Origin of the sequence: Cereibacter changlensis JA139, from assembly GCF_003034985.1 — a bacterium.
GTDB lineage: Bacteria > Pseudomonadota > Alphaproteobacteria > Rhodobacterales > Rhodobacteraceae > Cereibacter > Cereibacter changlensis.
Genome location: NZ_PZKG01000115.1, coordinates 1 through 12,821, shown reverse-complemented (window position 1 = coordinate 12,821; position 12,821 = coordinate 1). Strand labels below are relative to the sequence as shown.

Genomic DNA, 12,821 nt, shown 5'->3' with positions numbered 1-12,821 from the left:
CGGGGGGTGGCCGAGATCGGCGACGAGGCCAAGCGGGCCGGGATGAGCGCCAAGGCGTTTCAGGAGTGGCGCTTCGTGGCCGAGCAGAACCGCATCGGCGTCGACAGCCTGGTCGATGGCTTCAAAGAGCTGAATCTCAGGGCCGACGAGTTTGTCGTCACCGGCGGCGGCTCCGCTGCCGAAGCCTTTCAGCGTCTGGGCTACAGCACCAGCGAGCTGGCGGAGAAGCTGAAAGACCCTAGCGCGCTGATGTTGGAGATCATGGGGCGGCTCGAACAGCTCGACAAGGCCGCGCAAATTCGCATCGCCGACGAGTTGTTCGGCGGCTCCGGCGGCGAGCGCTTCGTCGAGCTGCTGGCGCAGGGCGAGGCCGGGATCAGACGCACCATCGACCGGGCGAGCGAGCTGGGCGTGGTGATGGACGACGAGTTGATCGCCAAGGCCGCCGAGGTCGATCGGCAGTTCAACGCGATCGCCTCGACGGTCGGGACCGCGCTGAAGTCCGCCATTGTCTCGGCAGCCGCCTCGCTGTCGGATTTTCTCGACGGCTTCCGCGAGTTCCAGAACCAGCAGGACACGACCCTTCAGACCCGGCAGGGCGAGATCATGCGCGAGAAGGCCGAACAGGCGGCGATCCTTCAGAACGCGCCCGGAGGCCGGAACGGCGCGCGGGCGAAGGCGGTGGTCGAACAGCGGCTTCGCGAGCTGGACGCGGAAGAGAACGAGATCATCGCCGTTCTCACCAGCCGCACCGAGGGGCGGTGGAAGCCGAAGGCCGATATCTGGACCCCGCCCCCGACCACGCCCGCAACCCCCGGAACGGGAACAGGCCGGGCGGGCGGCGGCGCGCGCACTGCCGACGAATACCAGCGCGCCGTGACGGCGATCCGCGAAGAGACGGCAGCGTTGGCGGCGGAGGAGCAGGCGCTGACCAGCGCGGCCTCGACCGGGCGGCGCTATGCCGACATGTTGGAATACGCACGCCAGCGGGCCGACCTGCTGACCGCTGCTCAGCGCGAGGGCAAGGCGATCACGCCCCAGCTCGAAGCCGAGATCGACCAGCTCGCGCAGAGCTACGTCACGGCGGGCGACAGCGCCGAGCGGGCAGCCGAGCGGATCAAGAACATCGAGGATGCGGGGAAGCGGGGCGCGCAGGCGCTGACCGATGTCTTCACCGGCGTTCTGACCGGAGCGACCAGCGCGAAGGAGGCCGTCGGGCAGTTGCTGGTGGAGATGATGAAGATGGCGCTTCAGAAGCGCCTCATGTCGATGCTGAGCGGCGCGGGCGGTGCCGGGGATTCCATGCTGGGCAGCGTCATGGCCTTCCTGGGCGGCGGCTTCGCGGCTGGCGGCTACACCGGCCACGGCGGCACCTACGAGCCTGCGGGCGTGGTGCATCGCGGCGAGTTCGTCGTTAGTAAGAAAGCCGTCGCCCGCATCGGGGTGCAGAACCTTCACGGACTCCACCAGACGGCCCTGAGGGGCTACTCCGGCGGCGGGCTGGTCACTGGTGGCCCCGGCGGCAAGATGCCCGCCCTCGCCCGCCCTGCTGAGTCTGGCAGCGCCTCGGCGATCACCCTCTCGCCGACGATCAACGTAAACGCCACCGGCGGCACCGACGAGCAGAACGCCGATCTGGCGAAGCGGATCGGGCGCGAGACCGAGGAAGCGATGCGCGCGCTTGTGCGGGCCGAGCTTGGCCGACAGATGCGGCCCGGCGCGATGTTGAACCGCACCGGGTAACAGTGTGGCAGTTACGCAACAATCATGTTGCATGATTTGTGCTATAGTGGTAGGTAGGTCCAACGCACTTCATTGGACCTACCGGCATGGCACGTATCCAGAACCCTACTCTCCAACTCCCGAGCGAGCGCTTGGGCCAGATCAAGCGCATTGCCGAGGCTCTGGGCGGCCTGTCGATCAGCGACACCATTGGCCATCTAGTCCGGCAGGAGATCGAGCGCGGGACCATCGAGAAAACGCTTCCCGGGATCGAGATCAAGCACAGCGCCCCCGCCGTGGTTATCGCCTTCGACGGCGGCGCTCCGCTGCGCCTGACGCCCGAAGGGGCAGAATGCCTCGCAAAAACAATCATCGAGTTCACGCTGGGCTATGAGGCGAAGACGACCATCGACATGACGCACAAGTTCGCGGTTGCCCGGAAGGGCAGCGGGATCAAGGTGACTGTCCCGGCATTCGGCGGCGTCACAAAGACGTTCTCGCGTGATGTGGCGACTGATCTGGCGAAACTGATCGAAGCTGAGGCGAAATTAGCCTCTGAAAGGTGAAAGCCCGGCGCTGCGAACGCCGGGCTTTCTAACGACCACGTAGTTGACTTACATCGGGGCCTTCAAGGTGTCTCTCAAATACCACGCCATCCATCAGACAGTCAAGCAGGCGATCAAGCGCCGAGCGGACGAGGCGAAGCTCCTCGACGATCTTCTGCGCGACTTCGACGATCTTGCCACCCCTGAGCCCACGACCCTGAGCGGTGCTGACAAGCTGGCGCTGGCAGAGCTGGATCGCACATTCGAAGACATTTTTGCTGCAACGGCTCCGTGCAAAATTGCTGCAAAAAATCCTGCCGAGATCGTCGCTATTCGCTCGCTTTCTCAGATGGTTAGCCCCACCCCGGAAGAGGGTTGTGCAGTTAGGGCTTCTCTTCCCCTCTCCCACCCCACCACCACCACCACCACCACCACCACCACCACCGGCTCCTCCTCCGCACACTCCCCCAGCTCCTCCTCCGACGCAGACGCAGACGCCGCCGAGCTGGATCGCCTGTTCGCTGATCTGGACCTCGCCCCGCTACCCACCTCGACCTCGCTGCCCGCCCACGATCCGCGCGCTTCCATGCGGGCGCTGATCGACCTCGCGAAGCGCAACTTCGCCTCGACCATCTCTCCGGCGATCACCAGCTCCACCACCCGCACCAGCACCACGTCGAAGATCAAGGTCGCGCCCGTGCTCGCCCCTCTTCCGGCTTGGCGCAGCATGACCAGCGCGCAGAAGTTCCGGGCAGCCGTCCGGGCAGCCGCTGGGCATGATGGGCTCGCTCTGACCTTGAACCTGTCACCGGCCCGCGAGAAAGCCCTCGTCGCCTCTGACGATCCGCTCCGTCTGTTCTCCGGCTACCTGAACCGCGAGCTGGCGAAGGTCGGGTTGTCCGGCCTCCCCTATGCGCTGGCAGTCGAGGTCGCGCCCGGCGGGAAGGTTCACCTGCACGGCGCTGTCGTCGCCGGGATCGCAGCACCTGACGCTCTGAAGCGGGCGCTGATGCGGGCGGGCGGCGAGATCGCGGGGCGCGCTGGTTCGCGACAGCTCAAGCTCGACGCGATCTCCGGCGCTGACGGCTGGGCCGACTACTGCCTGAAGGATCAGCGCCAGACCACGAAGACCCTCAAGGGCGACCGCCTGACCTTCGTCTCGAACGACCTCGTTCGGCTCGCCAAGCCGATCAGCACCACCCCCGCGCGGTCCAGAGCCGCCACCACCTCCAAAGCCGCGACGACCACCGCCCCGGCGACCCCGCGGGTAAATCCCGCGCAGAAGCTCCAGACCGGCCCTGTGAGTCCGGCAGGCCTCTTCGGGCACCCGATGACCGGGAAACCCGCAACAGCCCCCACACGGCCCGCTCCGCGAGTCCTGCATCGGCAGCGCAGCCGGGCGGCGGGATCGCTGGCGTCGCGGTGCAGGTTCCCGGCATCACCACCGAGACCACCGGCCCCGCAAGTTAGCGCTTACTTATATAAATCAATGGCTTACGCGATTTTGCCTCTTGCAAATCGGATTCCGCTTATGCGATTCATGCTCCGCCAACAGCAGGAGCAACCCCATGATCGACCACTACCTTCTCACCTCCGTCTACGACCAGCTTGTCGCCGAGCTGGTGAAGCCCACGCCGTGCGAGTTGGACCGGCCGAGCTATGTTAAAACCATTCTGGGCGAAATCGGGGGCATCTGGCCCGAGCATGTCCGGCCCGCTGAGCCCGAGCCCGTCACGACCGCCGCCGAGTTCATCAAGAGGATGGAAGCCAAGCACCGGCGCGAGGGTGTCGCCCACCCCGGCGCGCACCTGACCGCCGCCGAGGAAGCCGGGATTCTCGGTGACCTCGACCTCCTCCTCTAACTTCTGATTCTGCGCTCCGCATCGCTCCGCAACGCGACGCCGTTCTTCTAGGACTGTCGAATCGAGGCCCTGCCGGCACCCCGGCGGGGCCTTCGCTTCATGTGATGACGCTACGTAAGATGTGCCAGAATTGCCGCCCGATCACGTGCCAGAAATTCTCTAAGTCATTGTTTTTATTATACACCTCAAGGGTTCGAGTCCCTCCGGGCCTACCAACTGCGGATTTTGCCGTTCGTCTCCAACGGGGACCTTGTTCCAGATTTCCGGCGCGGGATAGTCGTGGTCCTGCAAGCCTATCTGACCAGACCTAATCGCGCCCTCCGCTGGCATGAACCGGCGCAGGCGCAGATCGGACAGCGTCTTGAAGAGTGCAGCCGAGCGAGACGGCAAGTGCTCCGCCGTTGAGGCCAAGGTCGCCCGCCAGCCGGGGAATTACATCGTGGAACCCGGGCCATAGCGTGCCGCACACCGGCTCTTGCTCAGCTTGCAGACCATGACTTATCCGCCAAGCGTCCTGCAGAAGCACTACGCGCGACGAGTGGAGGCTTTCCGCCCCACATGGCTCTGAACCGTAAGTGGTCCGTTTCGCAGGTCAGGAGCATGGTCCGCCGAGAGGATGCATTCACTCTCTGGGTGCTGGGGCGGCTGTCAGCTCCTCCCGCACAACCCTCAGGCACAGCGAAAAATCCGGCAACCGCCGGATCGGGAGAACGCTTTGGCGAGGGTAAGTGGCGGAGCGAGAGGGATTCGAACCCTCGAGACGGTTCCCCGCCTACACACTTTCCAGGCGTGCGCCTTCGACCACTCGGCCACCGCTCCGTTGCCGGCTGTTTAGCGCGGGTCGCAGAGGGCGGCAAGGGGGCGGGAGGGGAAATCGGAGGGCTGTGCGCGTTGTGTCGGCGGAGCGCTTCCGGGGGGCGGGTCGCCTGCCGGTGTCTCGCTATGGTGGCTTGCGGCGGAGGCGCGGCGCTGCGTCGGTCGGGCGCACCTCAAGCGGTTGGGGCTCTCTGGCGAAGCCCGGTCAACACGCGCATCCAGTCCCCGCTCCGGGCAGCGCCCGCCCGCAGAGGACGGCAGGCGGGGTCCCCGCATCGGCCCCTACCCCAGCAGCGTCAGGCTCACGCGGCGGTTCTGGCGGCCCTTCTTCTCGATCTTGGCGATCTCCACCTGGCCGATCTCGCTGGTGCGGGCGACATGGGTGCCGCCGCAGGGCTGCAGGTCGATCTGGCCCGCCCCTTCGCCGATCCGCACCAGGCGCACCCGGCCCTGCCCCGTCGGCGGCATCACCGACATGGTCTTCACCAGACCGGGATTGGCCAGCAGCTCCTCGTCGGTGATCCAGCTCTCGGTCACCGGCAGGTCGCTGTCGATCAGCGCGTTCAGCGCCTCGTCCAGCGCCGCGAGGTCCTCGGGCGGCTCGGGCATGTCGAAGTCAAGCCGGCCGCGCTCGGCGCCGATCTGGCCGCCGGTGACCGGTAGCGGGATCACCACCGACAGGAGATGCAGCGCGGTATGCATGCGCATGTGACGGTGGCGGCGGTCCCAGTCCAGCACCTGGCGCACCGTGCCGCCCACCGGCGGCATCTCCAGCGGCTCGGCCGGCACCAGCGCCACCTCGGCGCCGTGCTTCAGCGTGGTGGCGATCGGCAGCCGCCTGCCCTCCCAGAGCAGACAGCCGGAGTCGCCGGGTTGGCCGCCGCCGGTGGCGTAGAAGATCGAGGCGTCGACCAGGATGCCGCCCTCGGCGGTATGGCCGAGAACCGTGGCGTCGGCCTCGCGCAGATAGGCGTCTTCGCGGAACAGCAGTCGGGTCATCCGGTGGTATCCTTCGCGTCTGTGTCGGGGGAGCGCTTGGCGGCCTCGGGGGATGGCAGGCCCTGCAGCAGGAAGCCCTCGCGCAGCGCCGCCATGGCCTCGGCCTGCTCCTCCTCGGCCAGGCGGGCGGCCTCGGCCTCGCCGGCGACCCGCGCCAGGTAGTCGCGGTGGGCGTTGGAGAAGGCGATGCCGGCGGCGGCGAAGCGCTCGGCGATCTGGTGGTTGATCTCGGATTTCACCTGCAGCGAGAAGTTCACGTCGCGCAGGATCACCCGGATCTCGAACATCATCGTCTCGCCGCCGAAGCCGACGAAGGCGACGACCGGGGGCGGGTTCAGCAGCGCCAGCGGCTGGGCCTCGGCGATGTCGCGCAGGATCTTCTCCACCAGCCGGCTGTCGGAGGTGAAGGGCACGGTCACCGGCACGATCAGCCGGCCAAGCAGGTTGAAGCGGGTCCAGTTGGTCACCCGACCGGCGACGAAATCGGTGTTGGGCACGATCACGTCGGTGCGGTCGAAGGTCTGGATCCGGGTGGAGCGCACCGAGATCGACTTGACGATGCCTTGGGTCGTCCCGACCTCGACCCAGTCGCCCTCCGACACCGGGCGCTCGATCAGCAGGATGATGCCCGAGACGAAGTTGGACACGATGTTCTGCAGGCCGAAACCGATGCCGACCGACAGGGCGCCGGCGACGATGGCGAGGCCCGAGAGATCGATGCCGGCCGACTTGATGGCGATCAGCGCCGAGAGGAAGATGCCGATGTAGCCGACCCCGGCGACGATCGAGCGCTGGCCGCCGAGATCCACCCGGGTCTTGGGCAAGATCGACATCTTCAGCGCGCCCTGGAACATCCGGGTGACGCCGTAGCCGATGGCGAAGAGCACGAGGAAGAACAGGAAGTTCGATGGCGAGACCCGGGTGGTGCCGAGCTGGAAGCCCTCGCTGAACCGGGTCCACATCTCCGTGAGGTCGGAGAGCCGCGCGCCCCAGACCAGCGCGAAGAGCGGCGTCATGGCGAGGATCAGGAGGAAGCCGACCAGCACCGGCAGGAGCGCGTCGCGGCTGTCCTCGCGCCGGGTGGCGAGGGTGTAGAGATCGCCGATCAGCGTCTGCAGCACGAAGAGCAGGCCGAACAGCCCCATCGACACCGCCGCCGGATAGACCAGCGCCGTCGCCGCCGAGACATAGCCGATCGCCGCCAGCACCGGGCCGATCACGCCGATGGCGATGGCCGCGCGGCCCAGCAGGCCGATCAGCCGGTTGCGGTAGGTGGTCGGCTCGTCCGCCTCGGTGTCGTTGCGCATGTGCACGAGGCAGAGCTGGCCGATGCGCGCCAGCAGCACCCCCGCCACCGTCAGCACCGGGAAGACCAGCACCGAGGTGGCGGCATTGTCCGATTCCGCCGGGTTCAGCGCGGTGAGTCGCAGCGCGTCGAGCGCGATCATCCAGCCGAAGGTGACGATGTAGAACCGGCCCTCCTTGCGCCGCTCGGCCGAGAGCTTCAGCGGTGCGTCCTGACTGTCGGCCTTGGGGAAAACCCGCAGCGACATCCAGTTGGCGGAGAACATGAAGAAACCGAGGGCGGGCAGAACCTCCACGAGGGCGGTGCCGCGCGGGCCGGTCATGCCGGTCAGGGTGATGGCCTGGCTCAGCGCCACGATCCCCGCCACCGGCAGCACGATCTGGCCGATCGAGACCAGCAGCGCCCAGACCTTGCCGCTGCGCACCGAGGCATGCTCCTGCAGCCGCGTGCTCAGCGCCTCCATCAGCCGGCGACCGCGCCACAGAAGCGCCATGCCGACCACCGTCAGCACCGCGATCAGCGGCAGGTTGTCGCCGGTCTGGTCGCGGGCCGCCTCGGTGCCGGCGCGCTGCTCGGTCTCCTCGAAGACCTCGACCGCCACAGCGGACAGCGCGGAGGCCGCCGCCGTCCAGTTCGCCGGGTTCAGGGGCGTCGGCCAGAGCTGCAAGAGCTCCGCCGCCTGGCGTTCGCGCAGCACCCGGTCGATCTCGCCGATCAGCCCGTCGGCGCGGCGATGCGCCTCCTGCGCGGCGATCACCGGGGCCTGCAGTTCGGCGAGCTGCGCCGTCAGCGTCTTGCGCCGCGCGGCGATCTCGGCGTCCTCGGTGGCGCCGTCCGCCGGGGCCGGCCCCAGCGCGTCGATCTGCTGGCGGATGGTGGTGATCCGCGTCGCGTTGATGCCCTGCGCCGCCAGCAGCGTCGCCCGCCACTCCACCAGATAGCCGCGCATCTTCTCCAGCGCCGGGGTGACGATCGTCCGGTCTTCGATCATCTTCTCGGCGCGGGCTGCGGTGCGCTCGTAGGATTTGTAGTCCGGCGGCTCCAGCGCGTCGGTGGTCACCGCCGGACCGGAGGCCAGCTGGGCATGGGCCAGCGGTGCGGCGGCGAAGGCCAGCCACAGCGACAGCATCAGCAGGGCGGCCAGCCGGCCCATCCCGCCGGCGACGCGGCGGGGGGTCATGCGTCCTCGAACACCGCCGGAATGGCCTGCGGGGCCTCATCGAGCCAACGCGGCGCCGGCAGGCCCTTTTCCTTGAGGAAGGCCGGGTTGAACAGCTTGGACTGGTAGCGGTTGCCGTAGTCGCAGAGGATGGTCACGATGGTGTGGCCCGGGCCCATCTCCTGCGCCATGCGGATCGCGCCGGCGATGTTGACGCCGGACGAGCCGCCGAGGCAGAGCCCCTCCTCGGTCAGCATCTCGAAGACCAGCGGCAGCGCCTCGGTGTCGGGGATGCGATAGCTGAAGTCGGGGGTAAAGCCCTCGAGGTTGGCGGTGATGCGGCCCTGGCCGATGCCCTCGGTGATCGAGTTGCCGGGCGCCTCGAGCTTGCCCTCGGTGTAGAAGGCATGCAGCGCCGAGCCTTCGGGATCGGCGAGGCCGATCTTCACGCCCTTGGGCTGAAGCGCCATGCCCATGCCGGCCAGCGTGCCGCCGGTGCCCACGGCGCAGATGAAGCCGTCGACCTTGCCGCCGGTCTGTTCCCAGACCTCAGGCCCGGTGGTGTCGATATGCGCCTGGCGGTTGGCCACGTTGTCGAACTGGTTGGCCCAGATCGCGCCGTTCGGCTCGGTCCGCGCAAGCGCCTCGGCCAGGCGGCCGGAGTAGCGGACGTAGTTGTTGGGGTTCTTGTAGGGCGCGGCGGGCACCTGCACCAGATGCGCCCCGGCGAGGCGCAGCATGTCCTTCTTTTCCTGGCTCTGCGTCTCAGGGATCACGATCACCGTGCGGAAGCCCATCGAGGCGCCGACCAGCGCCAGACCGATTCCGGTGTTGCCGGCCGTGCCCTCGACGATGGTGCCGCCGGGCTTCAGCAGGCCCCTGGCCACCGCGTCGCGGATGATGTGGAGCGCCGCGCGGTCCTTGACCGACTGGCCGGGGTTGAGAAACTCGCATTTGCCGAGGATCTCGCAGCCGGTCATCTCCGACGCCTTCCGCAACCGGATGAGGGGCGTGTTGCCGATCGTTTCGGCCAGGTCCTTGAATACCCGCATGGGTGCGTCCTCCGAGCTTTGCCCTTCTGTGTAGAAGCGCCCGCGGGGGAACTCAAGAACATGCGGCGGAACAGGCCGATGACCGCCACCCGGCTGACGGTGTCGGGTCAGGCTGCCCCGGCCCGCAGCGCCGCCCGCTCGCGCTGCAGCCAGAGCACGCTGAGCATCAGGGGCGCGTTGCAGATCTCGCCGCTGGCCATCAGCTGCATCAGCGCGTCGAAGCCGACGAGATGGCCACGGATGTCCTCGGCCTCGCCCTCAAGGCCGAACACCCCTGCCGCATCGTCGGGCAGGTCGCAGAGCGCGAGGTAGGAATAGAGATACTCCGCCTTGGCCGCCGGCGAGGGGTAGTAATTGCCGACCGGCAGCAGCGCTCCCAAGGTCAGCCCCGCCTCCTCCACCGCCTCGCGCCGCGCCGCGGCCTCCGGCGTCTCGCCGGCGTCGATCCGCCCGGCGATGGCCTCCAGAAGCCAGGGCTGCCGGTCACCGCGGGCGAAGGGGCCGGGGCGGAACTGCTCGACCAGCAGCACCCGGTCGCGCACCGGGTCGTAGGGTAGCACCGTCACCGCGTCGCCCGACAGGAACACCGCCCGCGTCACCGTCTCGCTGTGGCCGCCGCCGAACTGGCGGAAGGCGATGTCGTATTCTTCCACCGCGAAGAAGCGCGCATAGGGCTGGCGCTGCGAGGCGATGCGCAGGTCGCCCTCCGCCGCCGCGCGCCGCACCGCGGTCGCCCCGGCCTCGCGCTCGGCCCGGGCCCGGCTTCCGCCGCGCACCAGCATCAGCGGGTAACGCACCCGCACCGCCGCGACCTCCGCCCGGCCGAACAGCCGCATCACGTCGCCAGCCGTTGCGCGCACCGTCGCCGCCCAGACCTCACCCCAGGCCAAGGCATCCCAGAGCGGCCCCTCGCCGCCGCCCCAGCTGCGCCCCGGGCCAACCGTCATCGGCTCCAGCCCGCAGACCCGCTGGTAGAAGTCGAGCCGCTCCAGCAGGCCCGCCTCCAGCGCAAGCGCCAGCCCCTCGACCGAGCCATCGGGATGAGGGGCCAGCGCCGCCACTGCCCCCTCGCCCAGCAGCGCGTGATCGGCCAGAAGCGCGGGCGCGCCGGCCCGGTCGCAGCCCAGCACCACCGCCCGCAGCCGGTCGTCGCGGAGCGGCCCGTAAAGAAAAACCTGTTCCATGTCGTTCAGCGCCACCTCTGGCTTGCCCATTCGCTCAGCCAGCCGCCGACGATCCCGCCCAGCACCAGCGCCGCCAGCACCTCGGGCGCGAGCAGCAGCCGGCCATAGATCACCCCCCAGGAGAACACGCCCTGCAGGGCCTCCACCGGGCCGTCATAGATCATCCGGGTGGAATCGCGCAGCATCCGGGCGGTCGAGAACACCAAGAGCGCCCAGAAGGCGATGGTGGCCGAGGTCCGCACCCCCGTCCCCATCGCCGCCGCCAGCCCGCGCCCGGCCAGCGCGCCGCTGACCCGCCAGCCGCAGATCAGCCCCAATGCGGCCGAGACCGGCCCCAGCAGCCCGGTGGGAGTGCCCTCCGGCAGGCCGGTCGCGGAGATGCCCGCCGCGATATAGGCCGCCGCGGCGAAGGCCATGGCGGCGAACAGTTTTGCGGCTGTCGGCATCGTCGTCCTGTCCGGGAGGCCTAGTCGGCGCGGGTTACCGTGATCTGCGTCACGTCGCAGTTTCCGCCGTGGAAGGCGCCGGCGCAAGAGGTCAGGTAGAAATTCCACATGCGGCGAAAGCGGTCGTCGAAGCCCATCCGGGCTATCTCGTCCCAGCGCTGGTTGAAGCTCTCGTGCCAGCGCCGCAGCGTCAGGCTGTAGCTGTCGCCGAACTCGATCGAGTGGGCGACGCGCAGCCCGGCCCGCTGCACCTCGCTGCGCAGCGCCCCCGGCGAGGGCAGCATGCCGCCCGGGAAGATGTATTTCTGGATGAAGTCGACGCCGCGCTTGTAGACCTGCCAGCGGGCGTCCGGCACGGTGATGATCTGCAGCGTCGCCTTGGCCCCCGGCTTCAGCCGCTCGCGCAGGGTGGAGAAATACACCGGCCAGTATTTCTCGCCCACCGCCTCGAACATCTCGATGCTGGCGATGCCGTCATAGGTGCCACGCTCGTCTCGGTAATCCTGCAGCTTGATCTCCACCCGGTCCGAAAGCCCGGCCTCGGCGATCCGCGCCACGGCGAAATCGTATTGCGCCTGGCTGATGGTGAGCCCGGTCACGCGCAGCCCGCGTTCGCGTGCCGCATATTCGGCAAAGCCGCCCCAGCCGCAGCCGATCTCAAGCACATGATCTCCGGGCTGCGCGCCCATCTGGTCGACCATGCTGGCATATTTCAGCCGCTGCGCACCCTCGAGGCTCTCCTGCCCGGTGCGGAACAGCGCCGAGGAATAGGTCATGCTCTCGTCGAGCCAGAGGGAGTAGAAGGCATTGCCCAGATCGTAGTGGCTGGCGATGTTCTTCTTGGCCTGCCGCCGCGAATTGCCGCGCAGCCAGTGGCGCAGCCCCTCGAAGGCGCGCACCAGACGCATGCCCGGGAAGGCGTCGTAGACGGTGTTGTTGCCGACATGCACGAGATCCATGAAGGCCTGCAGGTCCGAGGTGGACCACCAGCCCTCGAGATAGGCTTCGGAAAAGCCCAGATCGCCCTCGCGGATCAGCCGGGCGAAGAGGTCGGGGTTGTGGATCTCCAGATCCGCCACCGGGCCGGGATGCTTGCCCTCGATCCGGAAACGACGCCCGTCGTCCAGCACGAAGTCGATGCGGCCATGCTCCAGCCGCTGCATCACGTCGAAGACGGCGTGGAAGTAGCGGGGCAGGTTGCTCTGGCCCTTGGTGCTTGTCAGGATGGTCATGGGATCCCCGGTGTTTCGGTCATTCTGGCGCAAAGCGCCGGTGTTTCTCAAGCGTTTCTCGCGGCATAGGCCGCCAGCGCACGGTCACGGCCCTCGGCGAGACCGATCATCGGCGCGGGATAGGCCGCCTTGGGCGAGAGCCCCCAGCGCCGCGGCGCGGCCTCGAAGAAGTCGAGCGCCTCGCGCCCCGGATGCCGCGCCAGCTCCGCGATGAAGCGGTGGCGATAGGCGGCGTCGGGGTCGAACTTCTCGGCCTGCGTCGCCGGGTTGAAGATGCGGAAATAGGGCGAGGCATCCGGCCCCGATCCCGCCACCCATTGCCAGCCCAGCGCGTTCGAGGCCGGGTCCCAGTCGATCAGGCACTCCTCGAACCAGGCCTGCCCGACGCGCCAGTCGGTCAGCAGGTGCTTGGTCAGATAGCTCGCCGCGATCAGCCGGGCGCGGTTGTGCATCGTCCCGGTCACGAACATCTCGCGCATCGCCGCGTCGACGAAGGGC

General features: G+C 68.3%; 11 protein-coding genes and 1 tRNA gene. 4 read left to right on the top strand and 8 right to left on the bottom strand.

What is annotated here, in order from left to right; all coding sequences use genetic code 11:
* From C5F48_RS18150 to C5F48_RS18130, 4 genes are all read left to right on the top strand, one after another.
* Nucleotides 1-1,743: hypothetical protein (locus C5F48_RS18150; protein ID WP_107665252.1), on the top strand; the 1,743-nt coding region annotated here is incomplete at its 5' end.
* Nucleotides 1,744-1,874: 131 nt separating this feature from the next.
* Nucleotides 1,875-2,288, top strand: coding sequence for a hypothetical protein (locus tag C5F48_RS18145; RefSeq protein WP_107665250.1), 414 nt, complete (start codon nt 1,875-1,877; stop codon nt 2,286-2,288).
* A 43-nt stretch (nt 2,289-2,331) separates the two neighbouring features.
* Complete coding sequence (locus tag C5F48_RS25270) at nt 2,332-3,933, top strand: hypothetical protein (RefSeq protein WP_170139721.1); 1,602 nt, start codon at nt 2,332-2,334, stop codon at nt 3,931-3,933.
* Nucleotides 3,836-4,129, top strand: coding sequence for a hypothetical protein (locus C5F48_RS18130; protein WP_107665249.1), 294 nt, complete (start codon nt 3,836-3,838; stop codon nt 4,127-4,129). Before C5F48_RS25270 ends, C5F48_RS18130 begins: the two co-directional genes overlap by 98 nt.
* Before the next feature lie 729 nt (nt 4,130-4,858).
* On the opposite strand, the gene C5F48_RS18125 is transcribed toward C5F48_RS18130, so the two are convergent.
* From C5F48_RS18125 to C5F48_RS18090, 8 genes are all read right to left on the bottom strand, one after another.
* Nucleotides 4,859-4,948: transfer RNA gene (locus tag C5F48_RS18125), tRNA-Ser, on the bottom strand.
* Between the two features lie 279 nt (nt 4,949-5,227).
* Complete coding sequence (locus C5F48_RS18120; RefSeq protein WP_107665248.1) at nt 5,228-5,944, bottom strand: alanyl-tRNA editing protein; 717 nt, start codon at nt 5,942-5,944, stop codon at nt 5,228-5,230.
* Nucleotides 5,941-8,430 carry a DUF3772 domain-containing protein gene (locus C5F48_RS18115; protein ID WP_245941505.1) on the bottom strand — a complete coding sequence of 830 codons (2,490 nt, stop codon included), beginning with the start codon at nt 8,428-8,430 and terminating at the stop codon, nt 5,941-5,943. Before C5F48_RS18115 ends, C5F48_RS18120 begins: the two co-directional genes overlap by 4 nt.
* Entirely contained in the window at nt 8,427-9,461 is a 1,035-nt protein-coding gene (locus tag C5F48_RS18110) for a cysteine synthase A (RefSeq protein WP_107665247.1), read from the bottom strand. The genes C5F48_RS18115 and C5F48_RS18110 overlap by 4 nt, the downstream gene beginning before the upstream one ends.
* A gap of 107 nt (nt 9,462-9,568) precedes the next feature.
* Nucleotides 9,569-10,675: an NUDIX domain-containing protein gene (locus C5F48_RS18105; RefSeq protein ID WP_107665246.1), complete on the bottom strand. Its 1,107-nt coding sequence runs from the start codon at nt 10,673-10,675 to the stop codon at nt 9,569-9,571.
* Nucleotides 10,651-11,091, bottom strand: a complete 441-nt coding sequence (locus C5F48_RS18100; RefSeq protein ID WP_107665245.1) for a TrgA family protein — start codon at nt 11,089-11,091, stop codon at nt 10,651-10,653. Before C5F48_RS18100 ends, C5F48_RS18105 begins: the two co-directional genes overlap by 25 nt.
* A 20-nt stretch (nt 11,092-11,111) precedes the next feature.
* Complete coding sequence (locus C5F48_RS18095; RefSeq protein WP_107665244.1) at nt 11,112-12,323, bottom strand: SAM-dependent methyltransferase; 1,212 nt, start codon at nt 12,321-12,323, stop codon at nt 11,112-11,114.
* Nucleotides 12,324-12,370: 47 nt separating this feature from the next.
* The coding region (locus C5F48_RS18090; RefSeq protein ID WP_219907813.1) for an FAD-binding domain-containing protein at nt 12,371-12,821 on the bottom strand (451 nt) is incomplete at its 5' end.

Bases quoted from the DNA above. Each gene is read 5' to 3' on its own strand.
- C5F48_RS18115 (WP_245941505.1), bottom strand. From the start codon at position 8,430: ATGACCCCCCGCCGCGTCGCCGGCGGGATGGGCCGGCTGGCCGCCCTG.
- C5F48_RS18105 (WP_107665246.1), bottom strand. From the start codon at position 10,675: ATGGGCAAGCCAGAGGTGGCGCTGAACGACATGGAACAGGTTTTTCTT.
- C5F48_RS18130 (WP_107665249.1), top strand. From the start codon at position 3,836: ATGATCGACCACTACCTTCTCACCTCCGTCTACGACCAGCTTGTCGCC.
- C5F48_RS18120 (WP_107665248.1), bottom strand. From the start codon at position 5,944: ATGACCCGACTGCTGTTCCGCGAAGACGCCTATCTGCGCGAGGCCGAC.
- C5F48_RS18100 (WP_107665245.1), bottom strand. From the start codon at position 11,091: ATGCCGACAGCCGCAAAACTGTTCGCCGCCATGGCCTTCGCCGCGGCG.
- C5F48_RS18095 (WP_107665244.1), bottom strand. From the start codon at position 12,323: ATGACCATCCTGACAAGCACCAAGGGCCAGAGCAACCTGCCCCGCTAC.
- C5F48_RS18110 (WP_107665247.1), bottom strand. From the start codon at position 9,461: ATGCGGGTATTCAAGGACCTGGCCGAAACGATCGGCAACACGCCCCTC.